Here is a 21,172-nt window from a genome sequence, read left to right as displayed (position 1 = left end):
AATCTCCGAGGGCTTTCGCGGCGCCTTGGCGTTTTCAAGCCAAGCGATACCGGTTCGCGCGAGGAAAACGCATCAAGTCAATGTCTGAGAGCCCCGCTTCTGATTTCAGCAGAAGGGGAAAGGCTCTAGTGGAGCGGGGAGGCGAGTGTCAAATCCGGAATGGCTCTTGTGGCCTGAATCGGTGGCGATCACCCTGATCCGCGCAGACGCATCTATTCGAACGGCACGCGACTATTTCGATCGGACCAAGGATCGGATGTGTTTCACAATGCGACGCTTCCAGGGTCGCGGCTTAAGCTTTGGAACGAGTCCGGAACGAAACGCGCCCGAATCGCTGACTCCCGATCAATCCGGCTTCGTTCACCGCAACATATCGTGCTTGACTGGAGATATGGAAACCAGATCAAGTTCTGAGCCGCGCGACAGGAGCCGCAATTACATCCCGTTTATGAATCCCTGATCGCATGAGTTCAGCCTCAGGAGTCAACAGGATTCGCTCGAGCGAACCGTCCCTGTCGCCGCCCGGCTACCGCGTCTTAACCGGCGTCTGTTCGGGGGTGGCGGTGGTGTTGAACTCGGTCGCCTCCAGCTTGCCCGTGCCGAGCGGCGTCGGAATCGTCAGGCGATAGGGGACCAGCACCCGCGTTCCGGCGATCGGCGCGAGCCAGACCTCCATGTCGCGCTGGGACGCCAGATACTTGATCGCATAGCGGTCCGGGACGTAGCCGGCGATTGGCGAGAAATAGATCGCACAGACCACGACCGGCCCCTGATAGCCTTTTCCCGACTTCACGGTGTCCATGCGCTTGAATTCGAGGCGCAGATCGTAGCGCATGCGCCCGTCGAAGATTCCCGTCGAGGAATGACAGGCGTCCCGGCCAAGCAGCTCGGCGGCGTCGGGAACCAGCAGCAGCGTGGCGCTCATGGGATCGGACACGCCGCGCTTGTGCGCATCGGTGACCGGAATGCGCTTGGGGTCGACCGGCGGGCTCGGCTTGATAACGAAACCCTTTACATTGCCGCTCGCCAGCGACATGCGAATGGTCTCGGATTTCCTTGAAGACGAGATGGTGGCGGTATAGCTCGCCGGAATCAACGCGCCATTGACGATGCGGCCCTGCGAGGAGCCGGTGCCGGTGCCATGAGCAAGCGCCTTGAGAAGTCCCGTGGCGCCCCCGCTCGCCGCGGCCGAATACTGATTTTCGAGAATATCGACCGCCCAGGCGCCGGTGCCGACGAGAATCCCAGCCAAAGTAACATCATAGCGAGCCTCGAGCTTACCCTGCGCTTGCGCCTGCGCCGTCAACATCGCCGCCAGAATGGCGATAGACAGGCCGGCCGGTCTCCAGACCGAACAAAATATCCGTCGGAACAACAGCGTTCGGCATAAGCTCACGACAAGTGATCCTGCTTGGTTATCCGGCCTCATATACGTTAACAGGCTTGTACGTTAACAGGCTTGGTTTTCCCAGGCTGCGGTCGCTTCCGGGCCATGACGACACGTCGCCGAGAAATGCACTTGAGTCGTTATGTTTTAACGCGTTTTCTTCACGCGAACCGATCCCCACTTCGCTCGAAAACGCTATCGCGGCTTGACGCCCCGCCCCTGTCCACTTATACGTCCGCCGTTCCTGAAATGGACGCGATTTCGAACCCTGAGCCGCCTTGCAGGCTGATGCCCGGGGACGACAGAGGATTTTCGCCATGTCCCGGCGCTGCGAACTGACGGCCAAGGCCCCATTGGTAGGCCACAAAGTCAGCCATTCCAACATCAAGACCAAGCGGCGCTTCCTGCCGAACTTGGTGAACGTGACCTTCGTGTCGGAAACCCTTTCCAGTTCGGTCCGGTTCCGGGTGTCGACCCATGCCCTGAGGAGCGTGGACCATCGCGGCGGCTTCGATGCCTTTTTATTGAAGGCAAGGGATTCGGAGCTTTCACCGAAGGCGATCGAGCTCAAGCGTCAGATTCAGAAGAAACAGGCCGCCAAGGCCGGCTAGAGAGTGTTCGCTTCTGATTGAATCAGAAGCGAGGCTCTAGATTATTGTTTTGACGCGTTTTCTTCACGCGAACCGGTACCCACTTCGCTCGAAACCGCTATAGAGTCTATTTCAACTGCGTTGAATCGGACTCGTCGCTTGTCTTTTTGTTTGAGCATGATCTTATCCGAAAACCGGTTTCCACTTTGCGCTGGCGCGGCCCTTCGGGTCGGGATCATGCTCTAAATCCTTCCGTTCCCGATTTCGGCACAAGCGGGGGACATCCCCTGCTTCAATGCTCGGCCAGCGTGAACTGCATCAGCAGCGTGCGTTGGAACAACGAGAAGTTGTCGTCGGACACCAGCGTCAGAACGATTTCGCCATCGTCGTTCACGAACGCGCTGAGGCCTTCGTAATTGTCGATCTCCTGTCCAAGTCCCGCGTCGAAAATCGAAGGACCATCCACCAGTGCGCCGGGCGCGATCGCATCGATCCGGACGCGACGGATGCGAATGCCGATACCGCCGGTCAGCGAGAATTTACGCTCGAGGATCAACAGGTCCCCCGAAGGCAGCAAACAGGCATCGCTGATATCGTAGTTCTCGGTCCGGCGGATGGTGAACCGGCCGGGCGAGGGTCCGCCGATCAGGAATGCGAGAATATTGCGTTCCGCATCGAGCCCCCGTTCGGAGATCGCGATCAGCGTACCGCCGAGCGGCCGGTCGCGCGGAACGACCACCATCGCCTCAAGGCCCCGGTTGAACGGCAGCCTGCGGATCGCCGCCGGCGCCTCGACCTCTTCCCCGCGCGCGCGGGTGTATCCCTTGGAAAAATCGAACCGCATGATCCGGTTGGCCCGCTCGATGCCGACATAAATCAGCGATCCATCGCGCGCGATCGATTCCGTATCGAACCAGCCGCGCTCGGTGATCAGCCTGCCGTCGCGACCCAGCATCGGCGCCGCCTCGACGTCCGCAAGCCCGACCATCTCGCCGGACGCCGCATAGATGATGCGGCCGGTGAACCAGGCGCCCTTGTCGCTCGCCGAGATGAATTGCCGGCCTTTCGAATCAAGCCGCAGGCTCGACAGTCCTCCGAAGCCGCGAAACGCCGAGGTCAGGATCAGCCCGCCGCGAAAGGCGAGCGATCCGAAGCGGGTGCGCGAGCGATCGCGCAGATCGAAGGCGGCGACAGGACGGGCGTTCACGGCGATCGACACCGGCGCAGGCGGCGTCAGTTCGTCAGGCGGCGGCTGTTCCGGCGCGTGCGTTGCGAATTGCGCGGGGGCGACGGAAGAACCGGTCAACAGCAGGCTTGATGCCGTCAGGAAAAGCAGGCGGCGGCGATCGATCCATGATGCCATCTTGCGGAGAAACCAATCTGCCGGGGACGCGTCACATACGCAGGACGATATCCCGCCCGGAATGCAACAGGTTCTGCCGGCTACGAATGCAGCTTGCGTGGCCGCCGTGCCGGACCTGGCGGCGGCTCATGGGTCTCGCTGAACAGTTCGGCGAGTTGTTCGGTCATGGCGCCGCCGAGTTCCTCGGCATCCACGATGGTCACCGCGCGGCGATAGTAGCGCGTCACGTCGTGACCGATGCCGATGGCGATCAGTTCGACGGGGGATCTGGTTTCGATTTCCTCGATCACCCATCGCAGGTGACGCTCCAGATAATTTCCCGGATTGACCGACAGGGTCGAATCGTCGACCGGCGCACCGTCCGAAATCATCATCAGGATCTTGCGCTGCTCGGAACGGCCCAGCAGCCGTTTATGCGCCCAGTCGAGCGCCTCGCCGTCGATGTTTTCCTTGAGCAGGCCCTCGCGCATCATCAGTCCGAGGTTTTTCCGCGATCGCCGCCAGGGAGCGTCGGCCGCCTTGTAAATGATATGGCGGAGATCGTTGAGCCGCCCCGGCGTGACCGGCTTGCCGGCGGCGAGCCACGCCTCGCGCGACTGCCCGCCCTTCCAGGCCCGCGTCGTGAAGCCGAGAATTTCGACCTTGACGCCGCAGCGTTCCAGCGTGCGCGCCAGAATGTCGGCGCAGGTCGCGGCCACCGTGATCGGCCGCCCCCGCATCGAACCGGAATTGTCGAGCAGCAGCGTCACCACGGTATCGCGGAACGTCGCCTCCTTCTCGTGCTTGAACGAGAGCGGCTGATAAGGGTCGATCACCACGCGCGACAGCCGCGCCGGATCGAGAATGCCTTCTTCCAGATCGAACTCCCAGGCGCGATTCTGTTGCGCCATCAAGCGGCGCTGAAGACGATTGGCGAGCCGCGCCACGATGCCCTGCAAGTGCGCGAGTTGCTTGTCGAGATAGCTGCGCAGCCGCTCCAGTTCATCGTGGTCGCACAGATCCTCGGCGGCGATCACCTCATCGAACTTCGGCGCGAACGCATGATATTCCGGGCCGCGCGGCTCGTTGGCGCCGCCCGCATTGGGCCGCGTCGCCTCGCCAGGCATCTCCTCCTCGGCAAGGTCGCCATCGTCAAACGTGTCGCTCACCGAGGCCTGCGCGCTTTCCATGGCGCCGTCAGGCATGTCGTCGGTCATGTCCTGCGCCTGATCCGCGCTCATCTCCTGGGCGGCCTCGCTGTCGGGCGAGCCTTCCGTACCGGACTGATCGTTCTCGCCCTCGCGGTTGTCGTCCTCGTTCTCCTCCTTCTCCGTATCGGCGCGGCTGTCGTCACCGAGATCAAGCTCAGACAGCAGATCGTGCACGAGGTCGCCGAACTTCGCCTGATCCTCGGTAAAATGGCTGAGCTGGTCCAGCCGGGCGCCGATCTTGTCTTCCAGGAACGGGCGCCACAGGTCGACCAGCCTGGACGCCGCGGCGGGCGGCGGCAGGCCGGTCAGCCGCTCGCGCACCATCATCGCCAGCGCATCCGACAACGGCGCGTCGGCCCGGTCGGTGATCTCGTCATACTTGCCGCGATGGAAGTGATCATCGAGCATCGCGGTGAGATTCCTGGCGACGCCCGTCATCCGGCGGGAGCCGATGGCCTCGACGCGGGCCTGCTCGACCGCGTCGAAGACGCCGCGCGCCTGCGGATTGCCCGGCATGAGCTTGCGATGCACCTTCGGATCGTGACACGCGAGCTTTAGCGCGATGGAATCCGCATGCCCGCGCACGATCGCCGCGTCCCGCCGGCTCATCTTGCGTCCGGGCTCGGGCAGCCGCGCCTTGCCTGGCGACAGGCCGGGCCGCTCGATGGCAAAGGTTACCTCAAGCTCCGGCCGCCGGGAGATCGCGCGCAGGCAGGAGGTGACCGCGCGCTTGAACGGCTCTGTCGGCGCCTCCTTCGGCGAGGCACGAAACCTGTTGCTGGGTGATGCGGTGCTCATGAAAACCTGTACGGTGGTCCCCTATGGGCGCGAACAGCCAAAAAAAAATCCCTCGCCCGGCTCGCTCAGGCGCGCTGGTGCGCCGCCGGGTTTGCAGAACTCTCCCCCGCTCGCGGGGAGAGATGAAAACGTCTCAACTCAAAGCCACATTGACCGCGGATTCGCTCAGTTCGACATTGAAGCAGCGCTGGTAGAATTCAGCGACCAGCGGTCGCTCGAGTTCGTCGCATTTGTTGAGGAACGTGACTCGGAAGGCAAAGCCCAGATCATCGAATATCTCGGTGTTCTCCGCCCAGGTGATGACCGTGCGCGGGCTCATCACCGTCGAGAGATCGCCGTTGGCGAAGGCGTTGCGCGTTAGATCCGCCAGCCGCACCATCTTGCCGACGATATCGCGACCTTCCGGCGTGCGATAATGCTTGGCCTTGGCCAGCACGATCTCGACCTCGTTGTCGTGCGGCAGATAATTCAGCGTGGTGACGATGTTCCAGCGGTCCATCTGCGCCTGATTGATCTGCTGGGTGCCATGGTAAAGACCCGACGTATCCCCGAGACCGATGGTGTTCGCGGTCGCGAACAGGCGGAACGCCGGATGCGGCTTGATGACCCGGCTCTGGTCCAGCAGCGTCAGGCGGCCTGAGGATTCCAGCACGCGCTGGATCACGAACATCACATCCGGACGGCCGGCATCGTATTCGTCGAAGCACAACGCGACGTTGTTCTGGTAGGCCCAGGGCAGGATGCCGTCGCGAAACTCGGTAACCTGCTTGCCGTCCTTGAGCACGATCGCGTCCTTGCCGACGAGATCGATCCGGCTGATGTGACTGTCGAGATTGACGCGCACGCAAGGCCAGTTCAACCGCGCCGCCACCTGCTCGATATGGGTTGACTTGCCGGTGCCGTGATAGCCGGTCACCATGACGCGGCGGTTCTTGGCGAAGCCGGCGAGAATGGCCAGCGTGGTCGCGCGATCGAACCGGTAGTCGGGATCAACATCCGGCACATGCGGATCGGTCCCGGAATAGGCGGGGACTTCGAGATCGCTGTCGATCCCGAACACCTGCCGCACCGAGACCTTCATGTCGGGAAGGCCGGTAGGAGTCTCGGTATTGGTTATGGCGGCGGTCGTCATCAATCCTCCGAGGTTCGGGCGCGCTCCCGAAACCAGGACTGCGCATGGCTGCGGACGAGAGGCTCGCGAAATTTAGCAGAGAGAGGCAGCCGGCAGAAGCCCGCCGCGAGATCAAAGTTCCATTGGAATATCATCGAGATAAGCACCATATGCAGATTTTGGAGGGCTCTTTTGCGAATCAACGTCCTATTCGGCCAAATTGAAACTTCTGAACCTGGGAAATCGTGACCGATTCATCGCGCATTTGAACAGCCGGGGATCGAAGACGCCGGATTCGTCTGTTTCTCCGTCTTTACTTGCCGCGCGGCCCGAGGCCGTCCCGCGGAGGAACGAGCCCGCTAGATTGTTGTTTTGACGCGTTTTCTTCATGCGAACAGTCACCGCTTCGCTCGAAAACGCCGTAGCCATCATCGGAGTGATCATGACCAGACCTCTCGTGGTTTCCATTCCCCACCGTCTCGGCAAGGATGAAGCGCTGCGCCGGATGAAAGCGGGGCTCGGCAGCGCCCGAACGCAATACGCCCAGTTGATCCAGGTCAATGAAGAGGTGTGGAGCGGCGACCGCCTGGTCTTTTCCGTCACGGCCCTGAAACAGCAGGTATCAGGAATTCTGGACGTGTCCGAAGATCACGTTCGTCTCGAAGTGACATTGCCATGGCTGCTCAGCCGCCTAGCTCAAGGGATTCAGGGCGTCATCCAGAAAAAAGGCACGCTGATGCTCGAGAAGAAGACGGATGAAAGCTAAGAGGTTGCGACAAAGCTCGACAACAACCGGCGAGACGCCTCACGCGCCGCGCACGACCGTCTTCAGGTAATTATACGCCTTGATGATCTCGATCAGGCGATCTTCCGTCGACCGGTCACCGCCGTTGGCATCGGGGTGATGCTGCTTGACCAGCATCTTGTATTTCGCCTTGACGGTTTCGAGCGTGGCGTCGGCGCCGAGTCCCAACACCTGCAGCGCCTTGCGCTCCGCATTGAAGATCTTGCGCGTCTCGGGTTTGGATTCGAACTGCGGGCCGGAACGCCATTTTCCACGGCCGTTGAGTTCGCCGAACACGCTGAAGGGATCAGCGACGCCCTCGGCGTCGATGGCGTCAGCCCTGCCTTTGCCCTTGGCGCCGTTCGCGCCCATCTTCCAGGTCGGGCGATGGCCGGTCAGCGCATCCTTCTGATAGCGCGCGACCGCTTCCGCATTCATGCCCTGGAAAAAATTATAGGACTGATTGTAGGCCCGGACGTGGTCGAGGCAAAAATGAAAATACCCGCCTTCGTTGCCGCGGCCTTTCGGTGCGCGGTGCGGTCCCCTGCTCTGACAGTCCGGCCACTCGCAGGCGATCACTTCTTCGCGCTCGCGCATACGCGGCTGCTTCGCACCGGCCCTTGGCTTGATGCGGATGCTATCGAAGAATTTCGACGTGTCTATCGGCATGATCTGTCTTTGACACCGCAATGCTCCAGGCTTCAAGTCTTGACATCGCATTTATTCCGGCCGGCGTCCGCGCCATTGACGGAAAGAAACGATAAGCGTTAAGTCGCCCGCCATGAGCGTCAAGGATAACATCTCAAAGAAACTCAGCGAAGCTTTCGCTCCGGAAAGCCTCGATGTCGCCGACGAGTCGTATCTTCATGAGGGTCACGCCGGCCATCGGCCGGGCGGCGAGACGCATTTCCGTATTCATATTGTATCGCAGGCCTTCGAAGGAAAGAGCCGGGTCGAGCGTCATCGCATGATCAATACGCTGCTCGCCGCGGAACTGGACGGCCCCATTCACGCGCTGGCGATTCGGGCGATGGCGCCGGGCGAACAGCAGCGCTGAACGCCTCTTATACGGACGGAAAGTCCGTTCTGGTCGGACATGTCGCTGACCGACGGTCGTCGGCCGGCATCGGTCGTCGCCCTATCCGATTCGTCCGCCAGGAGCCGCTTCAAGGCAGCGTATCGCCGGCCGCGTCCGCCTCACTCAAAATTCAGATGCCACTTTTATCGGAAATTAACCGGCTTTTCAGTACATCGGCACAGACTACCTTCGTGTTACGGTAAAACGCGAACGCAGTAGGACGTAACGCATTCGGATCCCACTCGCTGGAATCATCCATGGCCGAAGCAGCCTCGACGGCGCTCATCGCGGAACTGGAAAGTGCGGTGAAGGGCGGCTCGTCCGAGCGGCGGCTCCAGATGCTTCGCCAGGTGACCGATCTGTTTCTGTCCGACGCCGACCGGCTCAACGAAAATCAAATCGGCGTCTTCGATGACGTTCTGGTCCGGCTGATGGAGCAGATGGAGGCGCGCGCGCTGGCGCAGCTCAGCACGAACCTGTCGGGCTCAAGCCTCGCGCCGAAGGAGACGGTCCGGCAGCTCGCGTATCATCAGGATGCGTCGGTCGCGGTACCGGTTCTGGCACGATCAGCCCGGCTGTCCGAGGGCGACCTCATTGAAATCGCGAGCCTGCGCGGACCGCAGCATCTGCTCGCCATATCCCACCGCGAAACCCTGAGCGAAGGGGTGACCGACGCGCTGCTCAAACGCGGCGACACGCGGGTCTCCCATACGCTGGCGAGGAATACCGGCGCGCGCTTTTCCGAACGCGGCTACGCGGTCCTGGTTGAAAGCTCAGAAAAGGACGACGCGCTCGCCGAGAAGCTCGGGCTGCGACTGGACGTCCCGATCAAGGTGCTCCGCGAACTCCTTTCCCGAGCCAGCGCGGCGGTGCGCGAACGTCTGCTCAAGGTCGCGCCCCCTGAAATGCGCGCAAGGATTCAGGCGGCGATCCAATCCGTGGTCGAGCAGATCGCCTCTCCGAGCCTGGCGCCGGTCAACTACGCGGAATCGGAATCGATGGTGCTCGCCCTGAACCGCGCCGGAAAGCTGGGCGACCAGACCATCAACCGGTTTGCGATACAGAGCGAATATACCCACATCATCGCCGCGCTCTCGCTTCTGAACTCGGTGAGAATCGAAGCCATCGAGCCCCTGCTCGCCAACCCTCGCCCCGACGGGTTGATCGTCGCCTGCAAGGCCGCGCGGTTGAACTGGTCAACGACCCACATGATCCTTCGCAATCGCCCGCATTGCCGTCCCCTGACGGCGCAGGAATTCGAGAACGGCCGCGAAGTGTTCGACGCGCTCTCTCTGTCGTCGGCGCAACGCACCATCCGCTTCTGGTCCGCCCGCGGCTCGGCGAGGAAGGCCGACGCGCCGGACACGGCGGTCGCCATTTCGGATATCTGAGTCATGAGCTGGGGCAACCGAAAAGCGGATCGGGTGACCTTCGCCACCGGCTACTCCGTCCTGATGATGGGAATCGACGGAACCTGGCAACGGCCATGCACCATGCTGGACATCTCCAACAATGGCGCGCGGCTCCGGGTGAAGGACTCGATCGAGGGACTGAACCTCAAGGAATTCTTCCTGCTTCTGTCGTCGACCGGTCTCGCCTTTCGCCGCTGTGAACTCGTCCGCGTCAATGGCGACGAGATCGGCGTCAGGTTCGTTGAGGACAAGGTTCCGGGCAAGAAGAAAGGCCGGACACTTGCCAAATCCGATTCGTGACAAATCCGATCGTGATAAGGCCGGCGCGCTGATCCGCTATCTTGTTCGCTTGAAAACGCCATAGCGCCCGCGCTACTGATCGAGTCAGAAACGCACAGCCGCCAGCGATCGCGAAACTCCCGCGCTCGTCAGGACAACATTCCCGTGCGTTTCGGCCTGTTCTCGATCGCCTCCCCTCCGCGCGGCACCGGCTGAATGCGCAGCGCCGTGATGCGGTTGCGCTCGCGCCGCAAAACCCTGAAGCGAAAACCGTAGAAGGTAAAATTCTGACCCCGCTCGGGGATCGAACGCGCCTCATGAATCACGAGGCCCGCGATGGTGGTCGCTTCCTCGTCCGGAAGATGCCAGTCCATAGCGCGATTGAGATCGCGGATCGGCACCGAACCATCCACCACCACCGAGCCGTCGGCCTGCTGCCGAACGCCGGCGACAACCACGTCGTGCTCATCGGAGATATCGCCGACGATCTCCTCGAGAACGTCTTCCAGCGTCACCATGCCCTCGACTTCACCGTATTCGTCGACCACCAGCGCGAAGTGAGTCTTGCGGCGGCGAAACGCCTTGAGCTGATCGGAAACGGGACGCATCTCCGGCACGAACCAGGGCGGCAGCGCGATCGCGTTGACGTTGATGCGGGCTATATCGCCCTCCGAGGCATGAATCGCCCGCAGCAGATCCTTGGCATGGAGCACGCCGACAATGTTCTCCGGCTTGTCGCGCCAGAGCGGGATGCGGGTGTATTCGCTGGCAAGCACCTCGCGCACCAGATCCTCCGGAGGCAAATCGGCGTTGATCGTCACCATCGCGGTGCGATGAACCATCACGTCCGACACCGCGAGGTCGCCGAAGCGGAACACATTCTGGATGTATTCGGCCTCGCCGCTTTCGATTCCGCCATGCTCGGCGGATTCACCGATCAGCCCTTCGATTTCCGCGCCGGTCAACACGTCATGCTGCGAGACTTCCTTGACGCGAAGCGCGCGCAGGATGGCGCGCGAGGCCGAATTGAGCAGCCAGTTCAGCGGATAAAACAGGACATAGGAGGCATGGAGCGGATAGATGATCCACTGCGACACCGGCTCCGGCTGCCGGATCGCCAGCGTTTTCGGCACCTGCTCGCCGATCACGATGTGCAGCGACGAGAATACAAGAAACCCGGTCAGGAAGGCGGTCAAATGCAGCGCCGGTTCCGGCATGCCGAGCGGCCGCAGCAGGGGGGCGAGCAGCGCCTCCACCGTTGGCTCGCCGACCCAGCCGAGGCCGAGCGACGCCATGGTGATGCCGAGCTGGCAGCAGGCGAGATAGGCCTCGATGTTGCCCATGATGTCGCGCATCAGCCGCGCGCCGAACTGACCGCGTTCCACCATCGCCTTGACGCGGTAGCCGCGGCTTTTCACCAGCGCGAACTCCGCCGCGACGAAGAACCCGTTGGCGGCCAGCAGCAGCACGGCGAGCAGTATCTGGAGAGTTGAACTCATCGTCTAGGCCGGCGCGTCCGCCAGCTTGCGGGCGAGAAAATCCCGAACCATCGACGGCTCGACGTCCGACGACACCACCGCCTGACCGATCGCCTTCAGCAGGATGAAGGTCAGCCGGCCGCGCCTGACCTTCTTGTCCTGCGCCATCAGCGTCATCAGCGCATCCGCATCGGCCAGGCCCTCCTGCCTGAAGCCGGCGATGTCCTGCAAGCGCGTCGGCAGACCCGCCGCCGCCAGATGCCTCTCGATACGGGACACGTCGGCGGCCGCTATCATTCCGAGCTGCGCCGAGAGTTCGGCGGCCAGCACCATGCCGATCGAAACACCCTCGCCGTGATAAAGGCGCCCGCAAAATCCGGTCGCCGCTTCCAGCGCGTGGCCGAAGGTATGACCGAGATTGAGCAACGCGCGCTCGCCGCTCTCGCGCTCGTCGCGGGCGACGATGGCAGCCTTGGCGCGGCAACTGGTGGCGACCGCGTGCTCGCGCGCCGCATCACCCTTGACGATATCGGCATGGTGGACCTCCAGCCACGCGAAGAACGCCTCATCGCCGATCAGTCCGTATTTGGCGACTTCGGCATAACCGGCGCGAAACTGGCGCGGCGACAAGGTATCCAGCACGGCGGTGTCCGCCACCACCAGGATCGGCTGGTGAAAGGCGCCGACCAGATTCTTGCCCTGCGGCGAGTTGATGCCGGTCTTGCCGCCCACGGACGAATCCACCTGCGCCAGCAGCGACGTCGGCACCTGCACGAAATCGACACCACGGCGTACGATCGCGGCGGCGAAGCCCGCGAGATCGCCGACCACGCCGCCGCCAAGCGCGACCACAAGATCGTTGCGCTCGATTCTGGCCTTGATCAGTTCCTCACAGACAAATTCAACGCCCGCGTAGCTCTTCGAAACCTCGCCTTCGTCGACGACGATCCGCGAGGTTGTAAGACCGGCGCCGGTCAGCGATGCCTCGGTTCGCTGAAGCCAATGGGTGGCGACACGGGCGTCGGTGACGACGGCGACGCGCGCGCCGGGACGCAACGCGGCGATCCGCTCGCCCAGCGACGGCAGGACGCCTCGTCCGATGACAATGTCGTAGGAGCGCTCACCGAGCGCGACATCGACCGTGATCGGGTCTGATTCTTTGATCGGAATGGTCATTGCGTGGTGTCAAATCCCTCGTCAGGGTCTTTCATCGCATTTCGAGTCATTTCGCCGCGGCAAAGCCTGCGATGAAGCAGGCCGATGCATTCATCGACGATCCATTCATACGGCACGTCGCGCGAGGCGACCGTGATATCCGCCTGTCGATAGATCGGCTCGCGCTCGGCGATAAGGCGCTTGATCGTCGCGGCGGGATCGGCCGTTTGCAGCAAGGGTCTGTCGGCGCGGCGCCTGACCCGGCGCAGAATCACCTCGGCGTCCGCCTTCAGCCAGATCGAGACCGCCCGTTCTGAGAGGCGTGCCCGGGTCTCCTCGCGCAGCACGGCGCCGCCGCCTGTTGCGAGCACGATCGGGCCGCCATTCAGCAACCGTGCGATCACGCGCGCCTCGCCATCCCGGAAATGGGGCTCGCCGTGGGTTTCGAAGATTTCGGGAATCGGCATTCCGGCCGCGAGTTCGATTTCGGCGTCGGCATCGACGAATCGCATCCTGAGGCGCGCCGCCAGCCGGCGTCCGATGGTGGACTTGCCGGCTCCCATCATGCCGACCAGCGCCAGCGACCGCCCCGCGAGCGCCGCGACAACGGCGGTCTCGGGGGATGCTCCGAAGCTGGACGGTGAAACGGTTTCGGACGTCAAGGGTCACCTGCCGGAACATGGTTGCGCGCCCGAAACGGATTCGACATTCGGACCTTTCGCGATTTCCGACGGAGAATGTCAGATCCAAAGCTCACGACGACCCTTCTTGATCCTGATATCCGGTTAGGAACATACGCTTGGCGGAGGACGATGTCAGACCGGAACCGCCGTCTCCCGGCCAGCTATACTACTCTGGCCGAGGGGGTTGCCAGAGACTCTTGCACCGGACTTGCGAACATGTTGGTACTTGCGGCATTCGTCTGAAGGCCAATATCGTGCTCGGGACCGTAAATGCCCAGCCTGTTCCGCTTCCTGACCATCGTCGCCGCGCTCGGCGCGATTGCGTACGGCGTGATTCTCGGGCTGGCGAATTTCGTCGAACCGACGCCGCGGGAAATGACGGTCACCGTCCACCCGGACAAGTTTCTCAAGAAATAGCTGCTAGAGCTATTCCGGCCTTGACGGGATCAGGGTCGGGCTCGAGCTTTTTATCTTGACGCGTTCTTTATTCGAACCGGTATCCGCTTCGCTCGAAAACGCCATAGGCCGCGGCATGAAATCACATAACTCCTCCGACGCGAAGTTGATCGCCCTGTTCCTCGACATGCTGGCCGCCGAGCAAGGCGCCGGCGAGAACACGCTCGACGCCTACCGCCGGGATCTCGAGGATTTATCCGCGTTCCTCGCCCGTGCGCGGCGGAATTTCGTCATCGCCGAGACGCAGACGCTAAGAGACTATCTAAACGACCTCGACCTCAGGGGTTTCAAGTCATCGAGCGTCGCTCGACGCCTGTCGGCGATGCGCCACCTGTTTCGCTTCCTGCTGAGCGAGCGCGTCAGGAGCGACGACCCCGCGGCTATCCTTTCAGGGCCAAAGCGCGGACGCAGCCTGCCCAAAGTCCTGTCGATAGCGGATGTCGACCGCCTGCTCGGGCGCGCGAAGGCGGACGCCGAATCTCTGGACGCCCCACCTGCCCGGCGATTGCGCGCGGCGCGGCTCTATTGCCTGCTGGAAGTGCTTTACGCTACGGGCCTGCGCGTCTCCGAACTGGTCTCCCTGCCGCTGTCGGCGGCGCGGCGCGACGCCCGCATGATCGTGGTGCGCGGCAAGGGCGACAAGGAACGGCTGGTGCCGCTGAACAACGCCTCGCGACAGGCGATGGCCGACTATCTCCAGACGATGGCGGATCAGCGCGGCGCAGGGAAGGCCGCGTCGCCGCGACAGAGCTGGCTGTTTCCGTCGTTTGGCGAAAGCGGCCACCTGACACGCCAGCACTTTGCGCGCGAGCTGAAGGAACTCGCGGCGGCGGCCGGCCTCGCGCCACGGCTGGTCTCGCCGCACGTGCTGCGCCATGCCTTCGCGAGCCATCTGCTGCACAACGGCGCGGACCTGCGGATCGTGCAGACCCTGCTCGGCCATACCGACATCTCGACCACGCAAATCTACACGCACGTCGTGGAAGAGCGCCTGAAAAGCCTGGTGCGCGATCTGCACCCGCTGGCGGAAGCATGACCGGTGCTCATCGCGAACGCCATTCCGCGGCCCCACCGCCGAAGGCCTCAACTCCGCGCGCCCCGCTTCGCCCTTGACTCAACGCTGATCAGCCGCGAAAGAGCGCTCGCACCACCCGCACTTGACCCGCCCTCGAAGACACGTTTTACCTGTCTCCTAAATATTTGAATAAAAGGACCTTTCTCTCTCCTCGACAGATTTCCCCTCCACGCGCCTCCGTCTCTATACTGCTGGAATGCCCGATCCCATGCGCAGCTACCTCGATTTCGAAAAACCCGTCGCCGAGCTCGATTCCAAGATCGACGAACTGCGCGCGCTCGCCGCGTCGGGCAGCGACATTAGCGAGGAAATTTCCAGCATCGAGGAGAAGGCCGCGCAGGCTTTGAAGGATCTCTACGCCAACCTGACGCCCTGGCAGAAAACCCAGGTGGCGCGGCACCCGCAGCGCCCGCACTTCTCCGATTTCGTCAAGGGCCTGATCACCGAGTTCACGCCACTGGCCGGCGACCGCAAGTTCGGCGAGGACGAGGCGCTGATCGGCGGCTTCGGACGCTTCCGCGGCGAAAGCATCTGCGTCATCGGACAGGAGAAAGGCGCAACCACTGAAAGCCGCCTGAAGCACAATTTCGGGATGGCGCGCCCCGAAGGCTACCGCAAGGCGGTCCGGCTGATGGATATGGCCGACCGTTTCGACATTCCCGTGCTGTCGCTGGTCGATTCCGCCGGAGCCTACCCCGGCATCGGCGCCGAGGAACGCGGCCAGGCCGAGGCGATCGCCCGCTCGACCGACGCGTGCCTGTCGCTCGGCGTCGCCAATATCGCCGTGATCATCGGCGAAGGCGGCTCCGGCGGCGCGATCGCGATCGCGACCGCCAACCGCGTGCTGATGCTGGAACATGCGATCTATAGCGTGATCTCGCCGGAAGCGGCGTCGTCGATTCTCTGGCGCGACAGCAGCAAGGCACAGGAAGCCGCGACCAACATGAAAATCACCGCGCAGGATCTGCTGCGGTTCGGCGTGATCGACGCCATCCTCAAGGAACCGGCCGGCGGCGCGCATCGCGATCCCGCCGCCGTTATCGCGCTGACCGGGGACGCCATCGCCGGCGCATTGAACGATCTGCGCAACCTCGACCGTGATTCGCTTCGTCAGCAGCGCCGTCAGAAGTTTATCGATATCGGGCGTAAACTGGGCTGAGCGCACGCTGCGCTTTCTTCCGGCGAAACGCATTCCGGCCCTCTTTACGGGATCGACAGGTCAACGGGTTCAGCCGGAAATCCATGACCCTTCCGGGTGTGCTCCGTTCAAGAACACGGCTTTTCCGGAAGCCGCCGAAGCGCCCTAATTCAGCCCCGTCCGGAATATTTAGTCTCCATTCACCATCGAGGTCGGAGTTCACCTCGTTCGGTTCCGCTCGGCTTGCGAGCACAGATGCTTAAGGATATTATTTTATTCAATGGCTTGGGGCACGACGCCATGAATTCGGGGTGCAGGCTTGCCCGTCCTAGCGGAGCTTTGCTTTGATCAATCGTTCGATCGCTCGCACGATCATGACCTCCGCCGTGCTGATGGGCAGCGCGCTTCTGGCCGGCTGCAACACCGACGACGCCTCACTCGCGAGCAACGCCAAGGCCAACCGGCCGGTCTCGCCCAAGCTCGTCGCGGCCATGACCGCGAAGGACATGGAACTGCAATCGCCGATCCTGATTCGGCTGTTCAAACAGGAGGCCGAGCTCGAAGTCTGGAAGCAGGACCGATCCGGCAAGTTCGCACTGCTCAAGAGCTACCCGATCTGCCGCTGGTCCGGAGATCTCGGCCCCAAGACGCGCGAGGGAGACCGTCAGGCTCCGGAGGGATTCTACAGCATCACGCCCGCGCAGATGAACCCGCGCTCCTCCTATTACCTCTCTTTCAACACCGGCTACCCCAATGAGTTCGACAAGTCATTGGGACGCACCGGTTCCCAACTGATGGTGCACGGCGACTGTTCCTCGCGCGGATGCTACGCCATGACCGACGAGCAGATCGCCGAGATCTACGCCGTGGGGCGGGAGTCGTTCTTCGGCGGTCAGCGCGCCTTCCAGCTCCAAGCCTATCCGTTCCGCATGACGGCTGCGAATCTTGCGAAGCACCGCAACAATCCGAACATGCCGTTCTGGAAGATGATCAAGGAAGGCAACGATCATTTCGAGGTAACGCGTCAAGAACCGAAGGTCGCATTCTGCGAGCGTAAGTACGTGTTCGATCCGGCGCCTCCGCCCGGCTCAACCCGGCCGCTCGAGTTCAACGCCTCGGCGAGATGCCCCGCCTATACGGTGCCCGACAACATCGCAAGCGCCGTACGCGAGAAACAGCAGCGCGACAACACCGAAATAGCCAGGCTGATCTCGAAGGGGGCGCCGGTCGCCAGACTCAACACCGGAATCGACGGCGGCATGAACCGGGTGTTCGCCGCCAAACTGCCGGGCGGCCAGACCGGGCTTTCAGACCCCGGCGAATCCGACGTGAAGGCCACGGCCTTCTCGGCTGCGCCCGGCACCATTCCACCGACAGTCAATCCGCCGCGCAACTCCGCGCCAGCGACAGCCGCGACCTCGTATGAACCGGAGGCTGAGGTACGGCCGTCGTCGGCCCTGCTCGCTCCCTCCAAACCGAGCAACATCTTCACCAATCTTGCGCACAAGATGGGTTTCGGAGACGCCGATACCACGGCCACGACCAAGGCGGCCGTTTCGGCCACGCCCGGCGAATCTGTCTCGGCCAGGCCCAAGACGGCGACTCCGGCGCGCAGCGTTTCCTCTCGCCCGGTCGGAGCAAAGCGCGCTGCGTCCAAAACGACAGAGAAGACGGCCGAAAAAACACCCAGGTCCGAACACGTCGCAACCGCGCGTCCGCAATCGGGATCCACGAATGTGTCGGCTTCGCCGGCCCGGATTCAGAGCGCTGCGCCCGCGGCGTCATCGAACTCGTTCGACAGCCGCTTCTCCGTAAACCCGTAATACCCGGCACCAGAGCATTTTCGTTTCTGATCGGATCAGAAGCAGAGCTCCATGATTCGATCTGACGCGCGGCTGGCTTCACGCGAGCCGGTACTCATCCTCAAGGTCAGGCCAGGTACGTAAAGGTCGAGACAAGGACTTGTATCCAGACTGGATATGCTTCGCCCGGAAACCCTCGAAGGGGCCGCTTACCGGCAGGAGTGAAGGCCGCGGCCGGAAGGGCTCACGCGTAGCGGCCGTGGCAATGCTTGTACTTCTTGCCCGAACCGCAGGGGCAATCCTCATTGCGGCCGACCTTGCCCCAACTCTCCGGATCGTTCGGGTCACGACGGGAACGGCCCTCACTCCCCTCCGACGCCAGTGACGCCCTGGCAAAACTGCTTTGCGCGAGCGCCATCTCGTCCTCGCCGGTGTTCGGATCGAGCTTGTGGGCCTCCATCTCAGGCAGCGCCGGCTGCTCCTCCTCGGGCGGCACGATCTCGACGCGCATCAATTGCCCCGTCACCGCCTCGCGCAGATGGGCGATCAGGCTTTCGAACAGGGAGAAAGCCTCCGATTTGTATTCCTGCAGCGGATCGCGCTGGCCATAGCCGCGCAGACCGATGACCTGGCGCAGATGGTCAAGCATCACCAGATGTTCGCGCCAAAGATGATCCAGTGTCTGCAACAGGATGGTCTTCTCGACGTAGCGCATGACGTCGGGACCCCATTGCCCCACCTTGGCCGCCATATGCTCGTCGACGCGGCTTTCGATGCGCGACAGCAACTCCTCGCCCGCGATGCCCTCTTCCGCGGCCCATTCGTCGACCGGCAGTTCGACGTCGAGCACGCGCTTCAGTTCTTCTTTAAGGCCGGCGACATCCCACTGCTCGGGATACTGGTTTTCCGGAACATGCTTGGCGACCAGATCCTCGACGAACGCATGGCGCATGTCGGCGACGGTTTCCGCCACGCTTTCGTTCTTCATCAGATCGACGCGCTGTTCGAAGATCACCTTGCGCTGATCGTTCTGCACGTCGTCATACTTCAGCAGGTTCTTGCGGATGTCGAAGTTGCGCGCCTCGACCTTCTGCTGCGCCTTCTCCAGCGCCTTGTTGATCCAGGGATGGGTGATGGCCTCGCCGTCCTTGAGGCCAAGCCGCTGCAGCATGGTGTCGAGCCGATTCGATCCGAAGATCCGCATCAGGTCGTCATCCAGCGACAGGAAGAACTTCGAGCGGCCGGGATCACCCTGACGGCCGGCGCGGCCGCGCAACTGATTGTCGATGCGCCGCGACTCGTGGCGTTCGGAGCCTATGATATAGAGCCCGCCGGGATGGGTCACGGTCTTGGCCGGCTTCGAACCCTTGGCCGGCTCGATCTCGACGACTTCCTCCGCCTTGAGCACCATGCCGCGGAAGCGCTCGATATCGGCCTTGATCTCCGCGATCTTGGCCTGCTTCTCGGCTTCGTCGGCGATGTCGGCCGTCTCGAACTGGGCGCGCATCTCCAGCGAGCCGCCGAGTTTGATATCGGTGCCGCGACCGGCCATGTTGGTGGCGATGGTGATCGCGCCGGGCACGCCTGCCTCGGCGACGATATAGGCTTCCTGCTCATGGAAGCGGGCGTTCAGCACCGCGAAAAGCTTGGCCGGTTTGCCGGCGCGAGCAGCGGCGTAAAGCTTCCGCATCGATTTCGGATCGCCGAAGTCGATCTGCTTGTAGCCATGCTTCGTCAGATAGTCGGCGAGCACTTCCGATTTTTCGATCGAGGCGGTGCCGACCAGCACGGGCTGCATCCGCGCATTGGCGCGTTCGACCTCGGCCAGGATCGCGGCGTATTTCTCGTTCTGGGTCCGGTAGACCTCGTCGTCCTCGTCAAGACGCGCGATCGGCAGGTTGGTCGGGATCTCAACGACCTCGAGCTTGTAGATGTCGGCGAGTTCGTCGGCTTCCGTCGCCGCGGTGCCGGTCATGCCCCCGAGCTTCTTGTACATCCGGAAGTAGTTCTGGAACGTGATCGAGGCGAGCGTCTGGTTCTCCGGCTGCACCGGTTGATGCTCTTTGGCTTCCAGCGCCTGATGCAGTCCTTCCGAGTAGCGGCGGCCCGGCATCATGCGGCCGGTGAATTCGTCGATGATGACGACCTCGCCTCCGCGAACGATATAGTCCTTGTCGCGGGTGAACAGCGAATGCGCGCGCAGCGCCTGGTTGATGTGGTGGACGACGGAGACGTTCTCGACGTCGTAGAGCGAGTCACCCTTGAGCAGGTCAGCCTCGCGCAGCAGCGTCTCGATCTTCTCCATGCCGGCCTCGGTGAGCGCGACCGTGCGCTGCTTCTCGTCGATCTCGTAGTCAGCGACCTTTTCGAGATTCGGCATGAAGGTATCGATGGTGTTGTAGAACTCGGAGCGATCGTCGAGAGGGCCGGAAATGATCAGCGGCGTCCGCGCTTCGTCGATCAGGATCGAGTCGACCTCGTCGACGATGGCGAAGAAGTGCTCGCGCTGGACCATATCCTCCAGGCGATACTTCATGTTGTCGCGCAGATAGTCGAAGCCGTATTCGTTATTGGTGCCGTAGGTGATGTCGCAGGCATAGGCCGCCTTGCGCTCGACGTCGTCGAGGCCATGCACGATCACGCCTGTGGTGAGGCCGAGAAAAGAGTAGACCTGCGACATCCAGCCGGCGTCGCGGCTTGCGAGATAGTCGTTGACGGTCACGACGTGAACGCCGTTGCCGGCGAGCGCGTTGAGATAAACGGCGAGCGTGGCGACCAGCGTCTTGCCTTCGCCGGTCTTCATTTCGGCGATGTCGCCCTCGTGGAGCACCATGCCGCCGATCAACTGCACGTCGAAATGCCGCTGGCCGAGCGTTCGCTTGGCGGCCTCGCGCACCGTGGCGAAGGCGGGAACGAGGAGGTCGTCGAGGGTCTTGCCGTTCGCGAGCTGCTGCTTGAACTCGGCGGTGCGCGCCCGCAGCGCATCGTCCGACAGCGCGGCGATTTCCGGCTCCAGGGCGTTGATGGCCTTGACGCGGGATTGATACCCCTTGACCCGCCGATCGTTGGCGGAACCGAAAAACTTGCGGGCAAACGCGCCGATCATCCCAAATTCCTGTCTTCGCGATTCGCCGTTGCAGCCATGTGGTCGTCTCCTGGGCCCTCCGCTTCTGATGGAATTCAGAAGCGGCAACGAGTTTGCTTCACGCGAACCGGCAATCCCGCTCAAAACGCTCTAGAGCATGATCCGAAAAGTGGAAACCGGTTTTCGGAAAAGATCACGCTCCAACAAAAGATAAGCGACAAGTCTGTTTCAGCGCAGCTGAAGCAAACTCTGGTGTCCGAACCGAAGCGCGCCTTGGCTTTGCAGCACCTTACCGCCGCGACTTCGGA

At 62.4% G+C, this 21,172-nt stretch carries 18 protein-coding genes; 9 read left to right on the top strand and 9 right to left on the bottom strand.

Annotated features, from left to right (window positions below; all coding sequences use genetic code 11):
- Positions 1-526: 526 nt before the first annotated feature.
- Complete coding sequence (locus NWI_RS02110; RefSeq protein WP_011313738.1) at positions 527-1,396, bottom strand: DUF3108 domain-containing protein; 870 nt, start codon at positions 1,394-1,396, stop codon at positions 527-529.
- Positions 1,397-1,704: 308 nt separating this feature from the next.
- Between NWI_RS02110 and rpmB the strand changes: the two genes are divergently transcribed.
- Entirely contained in the window at positions 1,705-1,998 is a 294-nt protein-coding gene (rpmB, locus tag NWI_RS02105) for a 50S ribosomal protein L28 (protein ID WP_011313737.1), read from the top strand.
- Positions 1,999-2,269: 271 nt separating this feature from the next.
- On the opposite strand, the gene NWI_RS02100 is transcribed toward rpmB, so the two are convergent.
- From NWI_RS02100 to cobS, 3 genes are all read right to left on the bottom strand, one after another.
- Entirely contained in the window at positions 2,270-3,340 is a 1,071-nt protein-coding gene (locus NWI_RS02100; protein WP_011313736.1) for an esterase-like activity of phytase family protein, read from the bottom strand.
- 80 nt (positions 3,341-3,420) lie between these two features.
- Positions 3,421-5,328 (bottom strand): cobaltochelatase subunit CobT, encoded by a 1,908-nt coding sequence (cobT, locus tag NWI_RS02095; protein WP_011313735.1) that lies wholly within the window; start codon positions 5,326-5,328, stop codon positions 3,421-3,423.
- 133 nt (positions 5,329-5,461) lie between these two features.
- Positions 5,462-6,460: a cobaltochelatase subunit CobS gene (gene cobS / locus NWI_RS02090; protein ID WP_011313734.1), complete on the bottom strand. Its 999-nt coding sequence runs from the start codon at positions 6,458-6,460 to the stop codon at positions 5,462-5,464.
- A 421-nt stretch (positions 6,461-6,881) separates the two neighbouring features.
- Here cobS and NWI_RS02080 point away from each other — a divergent pair, with 421 nt between their 5' ends.
- Complete coding sequence (locus NWI_RS02080) at positions 6,882-7,205, top strand: polyhydroxyalkanoic acid system family protein (protein ID WP_011313733.1); 324 nt, start codon at positions 6,882-6,884, stop codon at positions 7,203-7,205.
- Positions 7,206-7,244: 39 nt separating this feature from the next.
- On the opposite strand, the gene NWI_RS02075 is transcribed toward NWI_RS02080, so the two are convergent.
- Positions 7,245-7,892 carry a J domain-containing protein gene (locus NWI_RS02075; protein WP_041344663.1) on the bottom strand — a complete coding sequence of 216 codons (648 nt, stop codon included), beginning with the start codon at positions 7,890-7,892 and terminating at the stop codon, positions 7,245-7,247.
- A gap of 112 nt (positions 7,893-8,004) precedes the next feature.
- Here NWI_RS02075 and NWI_RS02070 point away from each other — a divergent pair, with 112 nt between their 5' ends.
- The 3 genes from NWI_RS02070 (at position 8,005) to NWI_RS02060 (ending at position 10,013) form a co-directional block, all read left to right on the top strand.
- A complete protein-coding gene (locus NWI_RS02070) occupies positions 8,005-8,280 on the top strand; it encodes a BolA family protein (protein ID WP_011313731.1) in 276 nt (91 codons plus the stop codon).
- A 278-nt stretch (positions 8,281-8,558) separates the two neighbouring features.
- Complete coding sequence (locus NWI_RS02065; RefSeq protein WP_011313730.1) at positions 8,559-9,692, top strand: DUF2336 domain-containing protein; 1,134 nt, start codon at positions 8,559-8,561, stop codon at positions 9,690-9,692.
- Positions 9,693-9,695: 3 nt separating this feature from the next.
- Entirely contained in the window at positions 9,696-10,013 is a 318-nt protein-coding gene (locus NWI_RS02060; RefSeq protein ID WP_011313729.1) for a PilZ domain-containing protein, read from the top strand.
- 128 nt (positions 10,014-10,141) lie between these two features.
- On the opposite strand, the gene NWI_RS02055 is transcribed toward NWI_RS02060, so the two are convergent.
- The 3 genes from NWI_RS02055 to NWI_RS02045 are packed head-to-tail and all read right to left on the bottom strand — an operon-like array spanning position 10,142 to position 13,287.
- Complete coding sequence (locus tag NWI_RS02055; protein ID WP_011313728.1) at positions 10,142-11,491, bottom strand: HlyC/CorC family transporter; 1,350 nt, start codon at positions 11,489-11,491, stop codon at positions 10,142-10,144.
- A gap of 3 nt (positions 11,492-11,494) precedes the next feature.
- Complete coding sequence (aroB, locus tag NWI_RS02050; RefSeq protein WP_011313727.1) at positions 11,495-12,646, bottom strand: 3-dehydroquinate synthase; 1,152 nt, start codon at positions 12,644-12,646, stop codon at positions 11,495-11,497.
- Entirely contained in the window at positions 12,643-13,287 is a 645-nt protein-coding gene (locus NWI_RS02045) for a shikimate kinase (protein WP_011313726.1), read from the bottom strand. Before NWI_RS02045 ends, aroB begins: the two co-directional genes overlap by 4 nt.
- A 291-nt stretch (positions 13,288-13,578) precedes the next feature.
- Between NWI_RS02045 and NWI_RS02040 the strand changes: the two genes are divergently transcribed.
- The 4 genes from NWI_RS02040 to NWI_RS02025 all read left to right on the top strand — a co-directional run bounded on the left by NWI_RS02040 (position 13,579) and on the right by NWI_RS02025 (position 17,800).
- Positions 13,579-13,725 (top strand): hypothetical protein, encoded by a 147-nt coding sequence (locus NWI_RS02040; RefSeq protein ID WP_011313725.1) that lies wholly within the window; start codon positions 13,579-13,581, stop codon positions 13,723-13,725.
- A 115-nt stretch (positions 13,726-13,840) separates the two neighbouring features.
- A complete protein-coding gene (xerD, locus tag NWI_RS02035; RefSeq protein WP_011313724.1) occupies positions 13,841-14,800 on the top strand; it encodes a site-specific tyrosine recombinase XerD in 960 nt (319 codons plus the stop codon).
- Positions 14,801-15,035: 235 nt separating this feature from the next.
- Positions 15,036-15,998 (top strand): acetyl-CoA carboxylase carboxyltransferase subunit alpha, encoded by a 963-nt coding sequence (locus NWI_RS02030; protein ID WP_011313723.1) that lies wholly within the window; start codon positions 15,036-15,038, stop codon positions 15,996-15,998.
- Positions 15,999-16,321: 323 nt separating this feature from the next.
- Positions 16,322-17,800: a L,D-transpeptidase family protein gene (locus NWI_RS02025; RefSeq protein ID WP_011313722.1), complete on the top strand. Its 1,479-nt coding sequence runs from the start codon at positions 16,322-16,324 to the stop codon at positions 17,798-17,800.
- 223 nt (positions 17,801-18,023) lie between these two features.
- Here NWI_RS02025 and secA read toward each other — a convergent pair whose 3' ends face one another.
- Positions 18,024-20,885: a preprotein translocase subunit SecA gene (secA, locus tag NWI_RS02020; RefSeq protein ID WP_011313721.1), complete on the bottom strand. Its 2,862-nt coding sequence runs from the start codon at positions 20,883-20,885 to the stop codon at positions 18,024-18,026.
- Positions 20,886-21,172 lie beyond the last annotated feature (287 nt).

It is taken from the genome of Nitrobacter winogradskyi Nb-255, from assembly GCF_000012725.1.
Lineage (GTDB): Bacteria > Pseudomonadota > Alphaproteobacteria > Rhizobiales > Xanthobacteraceae > Nitrobacter > Nitrobacter winogradskyi.
Note: the sequence above shows the minus strand (reverse complement) of the source record. Positions and strands in the feature narration are given on the sequence as shown.